Source organism: Photorhabdus kayaii (genome assembly GCF_025384895.1).
Classification (GTDB): Bacteria; Pseudomonadota; Gammaproteobacteria; order Enterobacterales; family Enterobacteriaceae; genus Photorhabdus; species Photorhabdus kayaii.
The window spans coordinates 1-16,550 of record NZ_JAJAFZ010000019.1 but is presented as its reverse complement, the minus strand read 5'-3'; the positions used below and the strand labels follow the sequence as shown (position 1 = coordinate 16,550).

At 38.0% G+C, this 16,550-nt stretch carries 20 protein-coding genes and 2 pseudogenes; 9 read left to right on the top strand and 13 right to left on the bottom strand.

Annotated features, from left to right (window positions below; genetic code table 11):
• Window positions 1-17: 17 nt before the first annotated feature.
• Genes LGZ98_RS09430 through LGZ98_RS09415 form a run of 4 tightly spaced genes read left to right on the top strand, consistent with a single transcriptional unit; the run spans window position 18 to window position 3,827 of the window.
• Window positions 18-908, top strand: coding sequence for a phosphotriesterase-related protein (locus LGZ98_RS09430; protein ID WP_113043459.1), 891 nt, complete (start codon window positions 18-20; stop codon window positions 906-908).
• A gap of 11 nt (window positions 909-919) precedes the next feature.
• The gene (locus LGZ98_RS09425) at window positions 920-1,300 is read left to right on the top strand and encodes a DUF2620 domain-containing protein (RefSeq protein ID WP_113043458.1); all 381 of its coding nucleotides are present in this window, start codon (window positions 920-922) and stop codon (window positions 1,298-1,300) included.
• Window positions 1,290-2,645 (top strand): YhfT family protein, encoded by a 1,356-nt coding sequence (locus LGZ98_RS09420; protein ID WP_228902246.1) that lies wholly within the window; start codon window positions 1,290-1,292, stop codon window positions 2,643-2,645. The genes LGZ98_RS09425 and LGZ98_RS09420 overlap by 11 nt, the downstream gene beginning before the upstream one ends.
• Before the next feature lie 45 nt (window positions 2,646-2,690).
• On the top strand, window positions 2,691-3,827 hold the full coding sequence (locus tag LGZ98_RS09415) for an aminotransferase class V-fold PLP-dependent enzyme (protein WP_113043456.1): 1,137 nt from the start codon (window positions 2,691-2,693) through the stop codon (window positions 3,825-3,827).
• 290 nt (window positions 3,828-4,117) lie between these two features.
• Here the strand turns inward: LGZ98_RS09415 and LGZ98_RS09410 are convergent, their stop codons facing one another.
• The 11 genes from LGZ98_RS09410 to LGZ98_RS09360 form a co-directional block, all read right to left on the bottom strand.
• Entirely contained in the window at window positions 4,118-4,813 is a 696-nt protein-coding gene (locus LGZ98_RS09410) for a PAS domain-containing protein (protein WP_113043455.1), read from the bottom strand.
• A 147-nt stretch (window positions 4,814-4,960) separates the two neighbouring features.
• On the bottom strand, window positions 4,961-5,632 hold the full coding sequence (locus LGZ98_RS09405; protein WP_262978001.1) for a helix-turn-helix transcriptional regulator: 672 nt from the start codon (window positions 5,630-5,632) through the stop codon (window positions 4,961-4,963).
• Window positions 5,633-5,659: 27 nt separating this feature from the next.
• Entirely contained in the window at window positions 5,660-6,340 is a 681-nt protein-coding gene (locus LGZ98_RS09400; RefSeq protein WP_113043453.1) for a helix-turn-helix transcriptional regulator, read from the bottom strand.
• Between the two features lie 29 nt (window positions 6,341-6,369).
• Window positions 6,370-7,050: a helix-turn-helix transcriptional regulator gene (locus LGZ98_RS09395; RefSeq protein ID WP_113043452.1), complete on the bottom strand. Its 681-nt coding sequence runs from the start codon at window positions 7,048-7,050 to the stop codon at window positions 6,370-6,372.
• A 29-nt stretch (window positions 7,051-7,079) separates the two neighbouring features.
• Entirely contained in the window at window positions 7,080-7,760 is a 681-nt protein-coding gene (locus LGZ98_RS09390) for a helix-turn-helix transcriptional regulator (protein ID WP_113043451.1), read from the bottom strand.
• Between the two features lie 270 nt (window positions 7,761-8,030).
• On the bottom strand, window positions 8,031-8,711 hold the full coding sequence (locus tag LGZ98_RS09385) for a helix-turn-helix transcriptional regulator (protein WP_113043450.1): 681 nt from the start codon (window positions 8,709-8,711) through the stop codon (window positions 8,031-8,033).
• Window positions 8,712-8,997: 286 nt separating this feature from the next.
• Window positions 8,998-9,678, bottom strand: coding sequence for a helix-turn-helix transcriptional regulator (locus tag LGZ98_RS09380; RefSeq protein WP_262978000.1), 681 nt, complete (start codon window positions 9,676-9,678; stop codon window positions 8,998-9,000).
• A 30-nt stretch (window positions 9,679-9,708) separates the two neighbouring features.
• Window positions 9,709-10,389: a helix-turn-helix transcriptional regulator gene (locus LGZ98_RS09375; RefSeq protein ID WP_113043448.1), complete on the bottom strand. Its 681-nt coding sequence runs from the start codon at window positions 10,387-10,389 to the stop codon at window positions 9,709-9,711.
• Window positions 10,374-10,520, bottom strand: coding sequence for a hypothetical protein (locus LGZ98_RS09370; RefSeq protein WP_390904663.1), 147 nt, complete (start codon window positions 10,518-10,520; stop codon window positions 10,374-10,376). Before LGZ98_RS09370 ends, LGZ98_RS09375 begins: the two co-directional genes overlap by 16 nt.
• Window positions 10,521-10,549: 29 nt before the next feature.
• Window positions 10,550-11,230 (bottom strand): helix-turn-helix transcriptional regulator, encoded by a 681-nt coding sequence (locus tag LGZ98_RS09365; RefSeq protein WP_262977999.1) that lies wholly within the window; start codon window positions 11,228-11,230, stop codon window positions 10,550-10,552.
• A 50-nt stretch (window positions 11,231-11,280) separates the two neighbouring features.
• Window positions 11,281-11,973, bottom strand: a complete 693-nt coding sequence (locus LGZ98_RS09360) for a PAS domain-containing protein (RefSeq protein WP_113043446.1) — start codon at window positions 11,971-11,973, stop codon at window positions 11,281-11,283.
• 846 nt (window positions 11,974-12,819) lie between these two features.
• Between LGZ98_RS09360 and LGZ98_RS09355 the strand changes: the two are divergent.
• From LGZ98_RS09355 to LGZ98_RS09335, 5 genes and pseudogenes are all read left to right on the top strand, one after another.
• A pseudogene (locus LGZ98_RS09355) lies at window positions 12,820-12,993 on the top strand (S-type pyocin domain-containing protein); the annotation flags it as partial.
• A gap of 264 nt (window positions 12,994-13,257) precedes the next feature.
• The gene (locus tag LGZ98_RS09350; RefSeq protein ID WP_262977998.1) at window positions 13,258-13,527 is read left to right on the top strand and encodes a hypothetical protein; all 270 of its coding nucleotides are present in this window, start codon (window positions 13,258-13,260) and stop codon (window positions 13,525-13,527) included.
• A gap of 57 nt (window positions 13,528-13,584) precedes the next feature.
• On the top strand, window positions 13,585-14,259 hold the full coding sequence (locus LGZ98_RS09345; RefSeq protein WP_113043444.1) for an antitoxin Xre/MbcA/ParS toxin-binding domain-containing protein: 675 nt from the start codon (window positions 13,585-13,587) through the stop codon (window positions 14,257-14,259).
• The gene (locus LGZ98_RS09340) at window positions 14,252-14,917 is read left to right on the top strand and encodes an RES family NAD+ phosphorylase (protein ID WP_113043443.1); all 666 of its coding nucleotides are present in this window, start codon (window positions 14,252-14,254) and stop codon (window positions 14,915-14,917) included. The genes LGZ98_RS09345 and LGZ98_RS09340 overlap by 8 nt, the downstream gene beginning before the upstream one ends.
• 93 nt (window positions 14,918-15,010) lie before the next feature.
• Complete coding sequence (locus LGZ98_RS09335) at window positions 15,011-15,187, top strand: DUF6392 family protein (protein ID WP_315901992.1); 177 nt, start codon at window positions 15,011-15,013, stop codon at window positions 15,185-15,187.
• A 137-nt stretch (window positions 15,188-15,324) separates the two neighbouring features.
• Here LGZ98_RS09335 and LGZ98_RS09330 read toward each other — a convergent pair.
• A pseudogene (locus tag LGZ98_RS09330) lies at window positions 15,325-15,993 on the bottom strand (helix-turn-helix transcriptional regulator).
• A gap of 58 nt (window positions 15,994-16,051) precedes the next feature.
• On the bottom strand, window positions 16,052-16,198 hold the full coding sequence (locus tag LGZ98_RS09325; protein WP_158536590.1) for a hypothetical protein: 147 nt from the start codon (window positions 16,196-16,198) through the stop codon (window positions 16,052-16,054).
• Between the last annotated feature and the right edge of the window lie 352 nt (window positions 16,199-16,550).

Genomic DNA, 16,550 nt, shown 5'->3' with positions numbered 1-16,550 from the left:
TGAGGACTCTCTTACTCATGACCCAGAAAAACAGAATTGATGCATCTGGTTATACCTATGCACATGAGCACCTGCATCTCGATTTATCGTCATTTAAAAACAACATTGACTGCCGGTTGGATCAGTACGACCTGATTTGTGAAGAGATGAAAACACTGGTCAGCCTGGGTGTACACAATATTGTGGAGATGACCAATCGTTACATGGGACGTAACCCACAGTTTATGCTGGATCTGATGCGGGACTCCGGCATTAATGTAATAGTTTCAACTGGCTATTACCAATCTGCCTTTTTTCCTGAACATGTAGCACATACCACAGCTCGACAATTGGCGGATGAAATGATCGCTGAGATTGAACAGGGTATCGACGGTACGACGCTGAAAGCCGGAGTCATTGGGGAAATTGGTTCCAGCAAGGGGGTAATTACGCCTGATGAAGAGAAAGTATTTTATGCTGCGGCGATAGCCCATTTGGAGACCGGGCGTCCTGTTTCGACCCATACGACATTAAGCACAATGGGTCTTGAGCAACTGGCATTACTGAAAAAGCACGGTGTAGATGCTGAACGCGTAGTGATTGGTCACTGTGATCTTAAAGATAATCTGGACAACATCTTGCGCATCATTGAACAGGGGGCCTACATCCAGTTCGACACGATTGGCAAAAACGATTACTACCCGGATGAAAAGCGGATCGCTATGTTACAGACCCTGGCCCGAAGTGGCTTGCTTAACCGCGTCATGTTATCGATGGATATTACCCGTCGTTCTCACTTAAAAGCCAATGGTGGCAATGGGTTTGCTTATTTAATCACCACCTTTGTGCCGATGCTAAACCGGGCTGGATTAACGCAAACTGATATTGATTTGATGTTACGTAATAACCCAATGCTATTTTTCAAATAAAGGAAAAACATATGAGATTTGTTATTGGAGGACAAATTGAGAAAGAAAAAATTGCTGAAACTTTACGCCGTCTGGCCGGGGATAAAACCTTATCCATTACCGTGATGGGCGACATAGATGCCGCTATGGCGCTTAAGAGTGGTGATGCGGATTACTATTTGGGAGCCTGTAATACCGGTGGAGGCGCTTTGGCAATGGCCATTGCGATTGTTGGTATTGACAAATGCGCCACCATCAGTATGCCAGGGAAGATCCTGCCTGATGAAGAAATTATTGCCCATGTTAACGCCGGGAAAACGGCATTTGGTTTTACTGGTCAGGATATAGACGCGGTTATTCCGGTGGTTATCAAGGCTATTCTTTCTTCATGGGGACAGGAAAATGGAATATGAATTTTTCACTCGCTTAATGGAAATTGATCCGTTTAAAGCGGGTTTGTTGGCGGTGATTGGTGGGATATCTGCCATGATGGCTAACCGTGGTATTGCAGTATTTCATGATGGGCTACGTCCTTTAATGCCGGAGCATCTGGAAGGGCGTATGAATCGTAAAACCCTGGCTGCCACCAGTTTTGCCCTAAGTTTTGGGTTGGTTATCGGCTTTGGTATTCCGTTCTCGCTGACCGCCCCGATTATTCTGGTGCATAGCTTATTATTGGGAACCGATGTTATTGGTACTTGGTGTGCAAACAGTAAAAAAGGTTTCATACTTTCCGCTGTCTTGGGAGCGCTATATGCCGTTGCCTTGATGACCGGTTTACGATCTGTTGTCGATATCTTTGCCCATTTGCCGGTTAATTTCATGGGTAACCTGAGTAAAGTTGGCGATCCTATCGTAGCCTGCTTTGCCCTGTTTCCTGCGATTGTTGTGGCCTATCAATACGGATATGGCAAAGGAATATGGGTACTGATTGCGACATTGGTGGGGTATATCGCGACGAAAGCGGTAGGATCATTGAGTTTTGGTGGGGCTCTGAGCAAACCGGTGCAATTGGATCCTAACGGGATAGCCCTGCTGATCTCAATGATTGTGATGTTCTACTTTGCTATGAAACAGCGTGCTCCCAAAGCCGGCGAGGGATCTGCTCCGGCTAAAGGTGCGAATGAGACGTTGGTTGGACTATTCTCCACGCGGATACAGCGCATTCAAAATAACATCTGGTTGCTGGTATTAAGTGGGGGTTTGACTGCGGTAGCGGCTTCGATGTCACTCAGCCTGCTGGCGGAAGGTCCGGTATCACTGCAACTGATGGCGCAGGGGGAAGGGGCTAACGCCATGTTGGTGGCGCTTGCCAGAGCGATCAGCTTTGTGCCGTTAGTCGGTATGACAGCCATTGCGACAGGGGTTTATAGCCCGGTCGGCATGAAGTTCGTGTTTGTCGCTGGGTTAGTCACGAATAATCTGTGGATTGCCTTCATTGCCGGTAGTTTGATTATGTTTATAGAAATCAAACTGCTGGCGAGAATTGCTATCTGGTTGGATAAATATCCCGGAGTCAAAGCTTGTGGTGAGCATATTCGTACTGTTATTACCCGCATGTTAGAAGTTGCCTTATTGGTGGGGGGAATGATGGCTGCCAACGCCATTCTGCCGGGCATGGGATTTATGGTGGTGGCGGGTATTTATCTACTCAACCGTACGGCTAAACGTCCTTTGGTTGAAATGGCGATTGGGCCGATTGCAACGATTGTGGTTGGTGTGCTAGCTAACGTCATCTATCTGTTGGGCATCAGCTAATTTTTGTGATGATAAAAATAGAGGGGAAGCACGGGAGAGCCGATATTGAACACATATCCATTACCTAGTCTGAGTATGGAGCAGGCGCAGCACAAGCAGTTTCGTTTAGTTGATATTATCTGCCGCTATTTTCCAGGTGCGGATTTTCTCACCACAGGAGATTTAGGGCTGGTGCCGGGATTGAACCGGCCACAGATAACGCAACGCGTTGAACAGGTCATTGCCGATTTCTTTTCTGCTGAGGCTGCTGTGTTAGTACAAGGGGCGGGAACTGGGGCAATACGTTGTGGGTTGTCGGCATTACTTAATGCGGGTAATAGCCTGCTGATTCATGATGCGCCGTTATATCCCTCGACGGCGATTATTGCCGAGCAGATGGGCTTACATCTGGTGCGGGCCGATTTCAATCAATCCGAACAAATACAGGCTGCGATTTTGCAACATGCACCGGTGGCGGGGTTAGTACAACACACACGGCAGAAAATTGATGATGCTTATGAGCTGGCAGAAGTTATATCACTATTGAATGCTGCATCACTACCGGTTCTGGTTGACGATAATTATGCTGCCATGAAAGTGGAACGAATCGGTTGTGAATGGGGGGCTGTGTTATCGGCCTTCTCCAGCTTTAAACTGTTTGGCCCGCAAGGTATCGGTGTTGTGGTAGGTCAACAAGCGGCAATAGAGCGCATCCGGCGTAGTATGTATTCCGGTGGCAGTCAAGTACAGGGATTTCAGGCATTGGAAGTATTGCGTGGATTAGTATTTGCTCCGGTGATGCATGCTGTGCAGGCTCAGGTGAGTGAAACATTAGTGGTCCGGCTTAATCAGGGAATCATACCGCAGGTGAAACAGGCGTTTATCGCCAATGCACAATCGAAAGTATTGCTGGTGGAGTTTTATGATGAGATTGCCGAACAGGTACTTCATGTTGCTCATAAGCTTGGTGCACTGCCATATCCGGTGGGCGCTGAATCAAAGTTTGACATTCCGCCACTGTTTTACCGGTTATCTGGTACATTCCGTCAATCTGATCCCGCGTTAGAGAGACGGATGATAAGGATAAATCCTAATCGAAGTGGTGCGGAGACAGTGATAAGGCTCCTGAGTCAAAGCTGTGCACAGGCCGCTTCCTTGCTACACCTTCAACCACTCCCGATATACCGCTTTCCATCAGTATGAGAGGCAGACAACAAGCCCGTTCTTGGGTCTCGTTTTCATTTTGCCGGCGCGTGTGACGATGCTCGAAGTTGTGAAACACTATACGGGACTAACGTCCCGTCGAAACTCCCCTCCCGCCTTGTGTCGGCGAGAGTACCCTCTTTAAAGGAAAAGATGGGGAAATCGATATCAAGGCTCAAGGCTTATAAATCCTGAATTAATGTAAAGATCGGCGATGCCATTAATTGTATCCCTTATTATTACCTGAATGATCAATAGAATTATTAATAATTAACAGTAAAATCGATTATTTATAATATAAAATGACCTATTGATAGAAAATACCTTGGTGGAACATAGAGATCATACCCCTTTTCTTTGCAAAGTAATCGTAACTCAGTCAATGAGCTGACGGATAGTTTTTCGTAAATACTTTCAAAATGTTTTTCCACCGAATGGCATGAAACATTCATTTCAATGGATGTTTCATTATTATTCATACCGCAGCAAAATAGAAAAATAACCATCCACTCTTTCTCATTTAACAAATCATTAGGTGGTCTGAGGCTGGCTGAGGTTGGTATATGCTCTTTAATATAATGATAAACCGTAAAGTGCTCTAATTCTCTGGCGTGAGAAATAATGCCAATACAGTGATTATCCTCACTCATCAATGGATATTTTTCGCAAAAATAGGATTTAGGCGGCCGACCATTACCTTGAGGATAAGTGCCGACAGAGCATACTTTCTGCATACATTCTAAGACCCTGCGATCATGTTCTTTAAAGTGATGGGCAAAACCATTAACAGGTATTGGTAATTCGTCAACGCTATACCCTATGATATTAAAGTTTTCAGGTAACTTAATGATTTTAATAAACTTGGTATTTGCATAAATAAAGCGAGATTCCTTATCTTTTACAAACCAAGGATCGGGGCTTCTGTCCCATATATGTGTTAATTGACGAGTAATAAAAGGGACTTCTTTAAATCCTGATTTATTCATAAATATCCTTTAAGATAATTATTGCTTTTTAGAATTATTGAATGTAAATATATCATTGAAAGCAAAGCATATTTCCATAGGGTCGTCTATTTTATCAATAAATAACTAACAAAGGTAGTATGTAGGGACTGGGAAATAATACGTAATTTAAGACAATAAAAACCTTTCTGGGATATAGTGATCAAAATTATTGGTTCGACAATACTCTTCCAACTGTTGACTGGAGTGAATCCCGATTTTACGATATATCCTTGACATATGTTCTTCGACCTCATGATAGGCGATATTCAATATTTTCCCAATCTGTTTTTTGGGCTGTTTCTGTAAGAAGAGAAAGATAATATCCCACTCCCGATGAGTAAAAAGATCGGAAGGGGGTTGGAGTAGCATGGATGACGGTAATTTATCATAATATTGATGTAGGTAGGTTAATGAATACTTTTTAGCCTTCCACATATGGTACATAATTCCCATACAATTACCATTGTCATGATAAAGAGGCAACTTTTCACAAAAATAGGATGACAAAGTTTGCTCTTGTCCAAAAACATGGGTTTCAAGTGAACAGACTCTTTCGCCTTTAACCATGACATTTTTATCGTGGAGAATAAACTCCTTGGCGAATTCAGCGCCATCCCAGGGCAGTTCATGATCATAAAGCCCTTCATAATCAAATGACTCTTTAAAATTATGAATAAACCTCTTTGTGGCTGAATTACCGTAAATAAAGTTTGAAGAATTATCCTTTATTCCCCACGGTTCATTACTTATTTCCATTGTATTAATAACTTGAGGTGATATTTCATAGTTATTTTTCATATTGACAAAACTCCTGTATTCTAAAGGTTAAAGAAAAACTCTGTTTTTGGGATGGATAAATTTTTTTGGCATATAGAGATCATAATCATTGGTGCGACAATATTCTTCCAATTGACGACTAGAATGAACCCCAATTCTTCCATATATTCGTGAGATATGAGATTCAACCGTACGATAAGAAATATTTAACATTCTACCAATTCGCTTGCTGGTATACTTGTGTAACATCAGGAAAATAACATCCCATTCCCGTAGAGTAAAGAGATCGGTTGGTGGCTGGAACATAATAGATGCCGGCAGTTTTCCATGAAATAGTCGAATGAATGAGAAATCTTGTGCTTGCCAACCATGATATATCACGCCTATACAGCTTCCGTCTTCATGGTAAAGAGGATATTTTGCAAAAAAGTAGGATGACAGAATTTGCTCTTTTCCATGTATATGTGTCTCAAGTGAACATATTCTTTTTTCCTGTTCTACCACTTTTCTGTCATGGGCCATGTATTCTTTAGCAAATTCGGCACCATCCCAGGGCAATTCATGTTCATAAAGTCCTTCATAGTCAAAAGAGCTTGAAATATTTTGAAGACGTTTACATGCTTGATTGACATAAATATAGCGTGTGTTTTCATCCTTTATTCCCCATGGCTCATTACTCTGCTCCATTGTATTAATAATCTGAGGGGAGATGACATAGTTCTTCTTCATATTAGTGAGAACTCCTTTTAATCTAATGGTTAAGGAAACATTCTGCTTTCTGGGTGTACAAACCTTTCTGGTACATAGAGATCATAATCATTGGTGCGACAATATTCTTCCAATTGACGGCTAGAATGAAGACCAATTCGTTTACATATGCGTGAGATATGGTTTTCAACCGTACGGTAGGAAATATTTAACATTATACCGATTTGCTTATTGGTATATTTGTGTAATATCAGAAAAATAACATCCCATTCCCGTTGAGTAAAGCGATCAGTCGGTGGCTGGAACATAATATTGGCGGGCAATTTTCCACGAAATAATCGGGTGAATGAAAAATCCTGAGCTTGCCAACCATGATATATTGTTCCTATACAGCTTCCGTCTTCATGATAAAGAGGATGTTTTTCAAAAAAATAAGATGAAAGAATTTGTTCTTTTCCATGTACATGTGTTATAAGTGAACGCATCCTTTCTTCTATTTCCATCACCATTCTATCGTGAGTCATGTATTCTTCAGCAAATTCGGCTCCATCCCAGGGAAGGTCATAATCATAAAGCCCCTCATAGTCAAAAGAGCTTGAAATATTTTGAACATGTTTACATGCCTGATTGACATAAATAAAGCATGAGTTTTTATCTTTTATTCCCCAGGGTTCATTACTCTGCGCCATTGTATTAATAATCTGAGGGGAGATGACATAGTTCTTATTCATATTAGTGAGAACTCCTTTTAATCTAATGGTTAAGGAAACATTTTGCTTTCTGGATGCACAAACCTTTCTGGTACATAGAGATCATAATCATTGGTGCGACAATAATCTTCTAATTGACGACTAGAATGAAGACCAATTCGTTTATATATGCGTGATATATGGGTTTCAACCGTACGATAGGAAATATTTAACATTCTACCGATTTGCTTGCTGGTATATTTGTGTAATAGGAGGAAAATAATATCCCATTCCCGTTGAGTAAAGAGATCAGTCGGTGGTTGAAATAATATAGAGGCAGGAAGTTTTCCATAAAATAGTCGAGTAAGTGAGAAATCTTGGGCTTTCCATCCATGGATAAAGAGACCGATACATTCGTTTTCATCATTATAGATTGGATATTTTTCCGAAAAATAAGATGATAGAAATTTATCTTTTCCATATGTATGTGTTTCAAGTGAACATATTCTTTTCTCTTGTTTCATAACACTTTTATCGTGAATAACGAATTCTTTTGCAAATTCAGCCCCGTTCCAGGGGAGTTCACTATCATATTTCCCTTCATAATCAAATAAATCCGGGATATTTTGCATTTGTCTAAGTGCCGAATTACAAAAAATCCAGCATGAGTTTTTGTCTTTGATTGCCCAAGGTTCATTACTTTGTTGCATAGTATTAATAACTTGAGGCGAAATAATTAATTCATTTTCCATGTTATCATTCCTCTTTCTAGCCTTAAAATTAGATATTTGATCTTATAATCTATTTAACTCACGACTACCTCAAACCCTAGGATAGTTTATAATCAAATAATTGTTTAACATTATGAATAAATTTTTTTTAGCTGCATTGCTGTAGATAAAGTTTGAAGAACTATTCATTATTCCCAACGGCTCATTGTTCATCTCCATTGTATTAATAATCTGAGGTGATAGTGCATAGTTCTTCTTCATATTAGTAACAACTCCTTTTTAATCTAAGGATTAAGGAAACATTCTGCTTTCTGGATGCACAAAACTTTCTGGCACATAGAGATCATAATCATTGGTGCGACAATACTCTTCCAATTGACGACTGGAATGAAGACCAATTCGTTTACATATGCGTGAGATATGGTTTTCAACCGTACGGTAGGAAATATTTAACATTATACCGATTTGCTTATTGGTATATTTGTGTAACATCAGGAAAATAACATCCCATTCCCGTTGAGTAAAAAGATCGGTCGGTGGTTGAAATAATATAGAGGCTGGAAGTTTTCCACGAAATAACCGAGTGAATGAGAAATCCTGGGCTTTCCATGCATGGAGAAAGAGACCGATACATTCGTTTTCATCATTATATATTGGATATTTTTCCGAAAAATAAGATGATAGAAATTTGTCTTTCCCATATGTATGTGTTTCAAGTGAACATATTCTTTTCTCTTGTTTCATAACATTTTTATCGTGAATAACGAATTCTTTTGCAAATTCAGCCCCGTTCCAGGGGAGTTCACTATCATTTTTCCCTTCATAATCAAATAAATCTGGGAGATTTTGGATTTGTCTGAATGCCAAATTACCAAAAATCCAACATGAGTTTTTGTCTTTGATTGCCCAAGGTTCATTACTTTGCTGCATGGTGTTAATAACTTGAGATGAAATAATTAATTCATTTTCCATGTTATCATTCCTCTTTTTAGCCTTAAAATTAGATTTTTAATCTTATCATCAATTTAACTCACGACTACCCAAACCCTAGGGTAATGTAAGATCATAAAACCCTTCATAATCAAATAATTGTTTAAAATTATGAATAAATTTTTTTTAGCTGCATTGCTGTAGATAAAGTTTGAAGAACTATTCGTTATTCCCAACGGCTCATTGTTCATCTCCATTGTACTAATAATCTGAGGTGATATTGCATAGTTCTTCTTCATACTAGTGATAACTCCTTTTAATCTAAGGATTAAGGAAACATTCTGCTTTCTGGGCGCACAAACCTTTCTGGTACATAGAGATCATAATCATTGGTACGACAATATTCTTCTAATTGGCGGCTAGAATGAAGACCAATTCGTTTACATATGCGTGAGATATGGTTTTCAACCGTACGATAGGAAATATTTAACATTGTACCGATTTGCTTACTGGTATATTTGTGTAACATCAGGAAAATAACATCCCATTCCCGTTGGGTAAAGAGATCAGTCGGTGGCTGGAACATAATATTGGCTGGCAATTTTCCATGAAATAGCCGGGTGAATGAGAAATCCTGAACTTGCCAACCATGATATATTGTTCCTATACAACTTCTGTCTTCATGATAAAGAGGATGTTTTTCAAAAAAATAGGATGACAGAATTTGTTCTTTTCCAAAATTATGTGTTACAAGCAAACATACTTTTTCTTCTTTTTCCATCACCTTTTGATCATGAACCATGTATTCTTTGGCAAATTCGGCCCCATCCCAGGGTAATTCATCATCATAAAGTCCTTCAAAGTCAAAAGAACATGAAATATTGAGAAGGCTTTTACATGCTTGATTGACATAAATGTGGCATGAGTTTTTATCCTTTATTGCCCAGGGGGCATTACTTTGCTCCATTGTATTAATAATCTGAGGTGATAGTGCATAGTTCTTTTTCATATCAGTAAAAACTCCTTTTTAATTTAAGGGTTAAGGGAGCATTCTGCTTCCAGATTGCACAAATCTTTTTGGCACATAGAGATCATAATCATTGGTGCGACAATATTCTTCCAATTGCCGACTGGAATGAAGACCAATTCGTTTACATATGCGTGAGATATGGTTTTCAACTGTACGGTAGGAAATATTTAACATTATACCGATTTGCTTATTGGTATATTTTTGTAACATCAGGAAAATAACATCCCATTCTCGTTGAGTAAAGCGATCGGTCGGTGGCTGGAACATAATATTGGCTGGCAATTTTCCACGAAATAGCCGGGTGAATGAGAAATCCTGAGCTTGCCAACCATGATATATCGTTCCCATACAACTTCCGTCTTCATGGTAAAGAGGGTATTTTTCAAAAAAATAAGATGAAAGAATTTGTTCTTTTCCAAAAGTATGTGTTAAAAACAAACATACTCTTTCTTCTTTTTCCATCACCTTTTGATCATGAGCGATGTATTCTTTGGCAAATTCGGCCCCATCCCAAGGTAACTCATGCTCATAAAGTCCTTCAAATTCAAATGAACTTGAAAAATTCTTAAGAGATTTTAATGCCAAATTGCCATAGATAAAGCATGAGTTTTTATCCTTTATTCCCCACGGGTCATTACTTTGTTTTAATGTATTAATAACTTGAGATGAAATAATTAGTTTATTGTCCATGTTATTACTCCTTTTTCTTTAGCTGCATTGCTGTAAATAAAGTTTGAAGAACTATCCTTTATTCCCCACGGCTCATTGTTCATCTCCATTGTATTAATAATCTGAGGTGATAGTGCATAGTTCTTCTTCATATCAGTAAAATCTCCTTTTAATCTAAAGATTAAGGAAACATTCTGCTTTCTGGATGCACAAACCTTTCTGGTACATAGAGATCATAATCATTGGTGCGACAATATTCTTCTAATTGACGACTAGAATGAAGACCAATTCGTTTATAGATGCGTGAGATATGGGTTTCAACCGTACGGTAGGAAATATTTAACATTCTACCGATTTGCTTACTAGTATATTTGTGTAACATTAGAAAAATAACATCCCATTCCCGTTGAGTAAAGAGATCGGTCGGTGGTTGGAACATAATATTGGCTGGCAATTTTCCATGAAATAGCCGGGTGAATGAGAAATCTTGGGCTTGCCAACCATGATATATCGTTCCCATACAGCTTCCGTCTTCATGATAAAGAGGGTATTTTTCAAAAAAATAAGACGAAAGAATCTGTTCTTTTCCAAAAGTATGTGTTAAAAGCAAACATACTCTTTCTTCTTTTTCCATCACCTTTTGATCATGAGTGATGTATTCTTTGGCAAATTCGGCCCCATCCCAAGGTAATTCATGCTCATAAAGCCCTTCAAATTCAAATGAACTTGAAAAATTTTTAAGGGATTTTAATGCCAAATTACCATAAATAAAGCATGAGTTTTTATCCTTTATTCCCCACGGGTCATTACTTTGTTTTAATGTATTAATAACTTGAGATGAAATAATTAGTTTATTGTCCATACTATCAATCCTGTTTTCCTAGCCTTAAAATTAGATTTTTAATTTTATAATCAATTTAATTCCATACTACCGATAGTGACAAATCTTGCGGGAATATAAACATCAAGTTTATTTTCTTTGCAGAAATCTTTCAATTCTTCGTGTAATGATAAATTGAATTTTTGGTAAATTGACTGAATATGATTAACCACATCTTCGGCACTTATCATTAACTCTTCACCGATTTTCTCTTCATCTAATGAGCGCAGAGTTAGAAAGAGAACTTCCCATTCAGTTTGTGTCAATTTGTCATTAGGGGCGATAAATTCCAACGTTGCGGGAGGGGTTTTATCATAATAGTAAGCAGTAGAAAAGTTTTGGGTTTTGCACATATGAAAAGTGAGCCCAATACAATTGCCATTTTCGTCACAAAGTGGGTATTTATTACAAAGATAGATTTGCTTAATCTTATGTTCTTCAAATGGATGCGTTTCTAGTGAACTAACGCGTTGCATAGTTTGAAGAACTTTTTGATCCTGACGGTGGAATTCTTTTTCATATTCTGCAATAGGTGAGGGTAATTCACCTGATGTAAGCCCGGTAATATCGAAATCTTCAGGCAAATTATGCAGTTGATAAAAAGCGGAATTGGCGTAAATAAATCTTGATTGGAGATCTTTGGCTCCCCAAGGTTCATCACTGTTTTCCCACATATGAATTAATTGTGGGGTGATATTATTAGGTCTGTTTTTTATATGTTGCATTGGTGACTCCTGAACGATTATTTCAGTTGTTATCTGACATGTTTGTTAACTAATTATACTCAAAATGCCTTGGTAATATAATAGAATATAATAACTTGCTCGTCAAAATACATATATTTATTAATTAAGTCTTTTATTGTTATATAATGATACTTTTAACATTAACGAATATAACTAAAAATACTATTTTGTATAAAAACATTTTAGTTTACTTACTAAACAGCAAAATTAATGAATAAGCTTTTTAAGTCATGAGTAATTAAGTGACGTAGATCAAAAATTTTCTGTCATTAACCGAAGCGTGAGGGAGCGGTTGTTATAACGATGATAGGTAATAGAATGAAAAAGAAGGTGTTATTTTTGGAACGGAATAATGGCGAAAAAATGGCATTTAATCGGAATAATATTCGATCAATTAAAGAATGCTTTTTAAACGGTGTATCTAGAGCATTGTAATTAGATAAACCATATTTTGGAATTATCAGAATAATCAACTAAATAGAGTTTTCAATCTAAAAACCGAGTTTGAATTTGCCTACTGCGGACAATGGCTATTCTTAAATAAAATTAAGGTTAGGGAAATTCTATAAAATTAAATTATCGAAGAATAATTAAATAAAAAACTTACTTAAAATGGTATAGTCCGAGATATAAAGTTGCATTTCAAGTTCCACTTAGATGTTTGTGACAATCACGTTCTTACCCCATATTCCCCAGTTTGTATCAATGATTTTCTGCTTTGACAGTGCCGACGAGGTAACGCCGGAGGCAAAAAAAGGGACGAGCAACTGCTCGCGAAGGGGATAAGGTTACCTGTGGTAAGCATTCTGGCACTTACATCATTGTCGGTGGTTTAGCGGTAGCAAAGATAAGGCCGAAGCCACCGCCACCGCTCGCGGTGTGGTAGCGGACGGTGAAGCATTGGTGATGCGTTACATTGGTGGTGGCGTTACCAGTGTCGGGCGCTGGCTGGCGGCACCGAATCCGTTGACAGTCGGATTAATGGGATTATTTTTGTCTGAAAATTTCGTCACTTACCCGATACTACGAACCAGTGGAGAATTCCTATCCGAACTCTGTATCAACGATGATCAGTCTCTTCGTTGATACAGAGAGATTGCTGTACAGATCAGTAGTGATAACGAGAAACCAAAATACGTATGGATAACTCTTCATGCCTATTCCTTATTCATCAAGTACGTAAGCAGTTCTATCAAAATAGGTATACCGTTGTCATGGCATAACTCCCCCTATTAGACAGTAATTGCTTGTTGGTTACCGCTTTTGACCATTTCTCTTTGCTGTCTGGCCGGAAGGAATGGCTGGAAACTAACATATAGTGTTGATTTGTTTCTATGGCTGTTTGTTACCGTTCTTTTAACGGAGCAAATTCTATGGTTTGAAAAGGTGGGTAAAAAGGAAGGGAATTGGGTTGTCTTCCATAAAAGCCATAAAGAGAAAGAGCAATCTGAGCTTAAGCAGGATAAAGAAGACGGTCGGTTACAGCGTATCAATTCTTGCACTTTTTACAAATACGCCATATCATCCATATAACGAAAATACGCAAAATACGCAAAATACGAACTCAAGCAGATACAATATGGAGGCAGCATGATTACTAAATCGCAACCTAAATCGGAGAATGTTAGCTTTGACTTTCTTTCAATTGAGTTATCAAATGACAAGGATATTGTAAAACATATCAGTTTGTCTGAAATTCCTGCTGATGAGGCAGATCAGTATGTGGTAGTAAAGTTGCCAAGAGCAATTGATTATCATGATATTAAGTTGGCAATAGCTAGTGCGATAACCGCTGTCACTACATTTAATAAGAACAAAAATCGGTCTGTTACGACTGAACCATCTTCAAAAATTGGATTTGCTTCCCGTAATGAAGCACGCCTTGAAAAATTAAAAAATCAGATCATTACTGATTCAGAGTGGCTGACTGCAAGTGAACTCAGCAAATTAGCCGGATCTAAATCAGTGAATTCCAGCGCTGCGGCAAATCGTTGGAAAAAGTCGAAAAAAATATTCGCATTGCCAATTAATGGCAAAGACCTCTTCCCGTTGTATGCTCTAGACGAAGGCGGCCAACCGTTACCAGTGATAAAGAAAACTATTGCGCTGTTTGGGGACAAAAAAACTCCTTGGTCAATAGCTATCTGGTTCGGCACACCAAATAGCTGGCTTGGTAATAAAAAACCAAAGGACCTTTTATTAACTCAACCTGATAATGTTTATATGGCAGCCAAAGAAGAAGCTGAAGGGCCGCGTCATGGCTGATGATAAAAAAGAATTTCAAGAAGATATACCATTTCCTCCAGAGAATACAGCAGCCAAAATCCAAAAGTGGAAAGCGGGTACGCCTATTAAACGTATTCATAAAGCCAAGTTTAAAGGAGCTGAATTTAATCCTGGTGTTGGCAATGCCCGTTTTAGCCCGTTCAAAAATAATGGAATCTCTGTTCCAACACTCTATGGCGGTGAAAACGTAGGAGTCGCTATTATGGAGACGATTTTACACGATATTCCACTAAACTGCGCCGGTATACCTGTTGATCTGGGTAAACTAGATGATTTAGCGTATAGCCAAATTACTCCACAAAAAGATATCAAGTATGTGGATATCAACCCACGAATACTGAAGAAATGGGGGATTATTCAAGGCCAACTAGTAGAATCAGGAGCATCGGATTATCATATTACTCAGCTCTGGGCAGCAAAAATTTATCATGACAATCCTGATGCTCAAGCAATTCGATGGCCCTCTAAGCAGCACGGTGGTAAAGCAATAATAATTTTTGGAGATCGGGTGGAAGAAAAAGATTTGTATGTGTCTCTTGAATCTGAACCAGCCGCTACTTCTAAAGAGGTTAACGAAAAACTTAAAGAGCTTGCAGATGAAATGGAGTTGGTTTTGGTACCTAAAGATATGGTATGATCTACGGCATATTTGTCATTAAAAGCCTGAATTGTAGGTGAGCTCCATCCTCTATGACGGTAGTGACACGGCTGAGCATGATCCTGATCGCTAATGTCCCGGGAATGGATTCATAAACAGTTTGGCAAACCTGAAAAATCACTTCCTCCGAGGAAAAGATTAAAGAAAGATATTGGTTGGACAGAACTATATACTTGTTTAGGTTTTCATATGCCGATTAGTATGCAAGTTGATTATGATCTATTAGAGCGTGTCTTTATTAGGCCCTGATGGGTTCATATATAATTTTTAAAAATTATTGAATATAACTATAATATTTTTAAATAAAATATTCCAACAGGGCGGGTTATTTTCTCCATTAATAATGAATAAGAACAGCATGTAAAAACTGGGAATAAATACGTAATCTAAGATAATAAAAACTTTTCCGGTATATAGTGATTGAAATTATTGGCTCGACAATATTCTTCCAGTTGTTGGCTGGAATTAATTCCTATCTTACGGTATATCCGAGTCATATAATATTCAATAGTGCGATAGGCTAGATTCAGTATCCGTCCAATCTGCTTTCTGGTATTTTTCTGTAAAAAGAGGAAAATGACATCTCATTCACGTTGAGTAAAAAGATCAGTTGGTGGTTGTAGCATAATTGAGGCGGGAAGTGTGTTGTGGTATTGATGTAAATAGGATAATGAATGGTTTTGCGCTTTCCAACCATGATATATGACTCCGATGCAATCTCCATCTTGATGGTAAAAAGGTGATTTTTCGAAAAAATAAGACGATAGGATTTTCTCTCTGCCAAATATATGGGTTTCTATTGAGCATATTCTCTGCTGTTTTTCTATTACCTTTTTGTCATGATTAATAAATTGTTCCGCAAATTTAGCACTATCCCAAGGAAGCTCATTTTCATAGACCCCTTCAAATTCAAATGAATTTGAAAAGTTCTGAAGAGATTTTAATGCTAAATTACCGTAAATAAAGCATGAGTTTTTATCTTTAATTCCCCAAGGCTCGTTGCTTGCTGCCAGTGTATTAATAACTTGAGATGATATAGTTATGTGATTACTCATATTATAATTCCTTTTTACCCATTTTGGGTTTAAGTCGTGATATGTTTGAATCATATTGTCAGTTTAATACTTTATTACCAGCAATAACAGACTTTTTCATAAAATAATTATTATGGTTATTTTTATTACGATAATCGTTTAGTTGTATATACCCGTCATCTTTCAAGTTGCCTCTTTGTTGGCTGCACTCGCTCACCCCGGTCACATAGTTTGCTATGCTCCCGGGGATTCACTCCTTTGCCGTCGCGATGCATCTTGAAATCCATAGGGTATATGACATTATAGATTTAATTTTGGGTAAATTTTCTTACTATAATTAACGGTGTTTTCTACAATAGATGAAGGTAATTTACCAGTTAAAAATATTTTAATATCGTAATTCTTAGGAAAATTGTGATATTGGTAGAGAATAGGGCGGGGGATTTTTGATAACTAATCATTTTTCCTGGGAATTATTATTTTTTACACAGGTAAATTAGTTCAATAATGGTATTATTTTGTTGTAATTTATAGTTAATATGACATTTTATTATTTAGGTTATTATTTAAATGATTTA

Excerpts from the sequence above, each read along its gene's own strand:
- LGZ98_RS09430 (WP_113043459.1), top strand. The coding sequence starts at position 18 with ATGACCCAGAAAAACAGAATTGATGCATCTGGTTATACCTATGCACAT.
- LGZ98_RS09425 (WP_113043458.1), top strand. The coding sequence starts at position 920 with ATGAGATTTGTTATTGGAGGACAAATTGAGAAAGAAAAAATTGCTGAA.
- LGZ98_RS09420 (WP_228902246.1), top strand. The coding sequence starts at position 1,290 with ATGGAATATGAATTTTTCACTCGCTTAATGGAAATTGATCCGTTTAAA.
- LGZ98_RS09410 (WP_113043455.1), bottom strand. The coding sequence starts at position 4,813 with ATGAATAAATCAGGATTTAAAGAAGTCCCTTTTATTACTCGTCAATTA.
- LGZ98_RS09405 (WP_262978001.1), bottom strand. The coding sequence starts at position 5,632 with ATGAAAAATAACTATGAAATATCACCTCAAGTTATTAATACAATGGAA.
- LGZ98_RS09400 (WP_113043453.1), bottom strand. The coding sequence starts at position 6,340 with ATGAAGAAGAACTATGTCATCTCCCCTCAGATTATTAATACAATGGAG.
- LGZ98_RS09395 (WP_113043452.1), bottom strand. The coding sequence starts at position 7,050 with ATGAATAAGAACTATGTCATCTCCCCTCAGATTATTAATACAATGGCG.
- LGZ98_RS09390 (WP_113043451.1), bottom strand. The coding sequence starts at position 7,760 with ATGGAAAATGAATTAATTATTTCGCCTCAAGTTATTAATACTATGCAA.
- LGZ98_RS09385 (WP_113043450.1), bottom strand. The coding sequence starts at position 8,711 with ATGGAAAATGAATTAATTATTTCATCTCAAGTTATTAACACCATGCAG.
- LGZ98_RS09380 (WP_262978000.1), bottom strand. The coding sequence starts at position 9,678 with ATGAAAAAGAACTATGCACTATCACCTCAGATTATTAATACAATGGAG.
- LGZ98_RS09375 (WP_113043448.1), bottom strand. The coding sequence starts at position 10,389 with ATGGACAATAAACTAATTATTTCATCTCAAGTTATTAATACATTAAAA.
- LGZ98_RS09370 (WP_390904663.1), bottom strand. The coding sequence starts at position 10,520 with ATGAAGAAGAACTATGCACTATCACCTCAGATTATTAATACAATGGAG.
- LGZ98_RS09365 (WP_262977999.1), bottom strand. The coding sequence starts at position 11,230 with ATGGACAATAAACTAATTATTTCATCTCAAGTTATTAATACATTAAAA.
- LGZ98_RS09360 (WP_113043446.1), bottom strand. The coding sequence starts at position 11,973 with ATGCAACATATAAAAAACAGACCTAATAATATCACCCCACAATTAATT.
- LGZ98_RS09345 (WP_113043444.1), top strand. The coding sequence starts at position 13,585 with ATGATTACTAAATCGCAACCTAAATCGGAGAATGTTAGCTTTGACTTT.
- LGZ98_RS09340 (WP_113043443.1), top strand. The coding sequence starts at position 14,252 with ATGGCTGATGATAAAAAAGAATTTCAAGAAGATATACCATTTCCTCCA.
- LGZ98_RS09335 (WP_315901992.1), top strand. The coding sequence starts at position 15,011 with ATGTCCCGGGAATGGATTCATAAACAGTTTGGCAAACCTGAAAAATCA.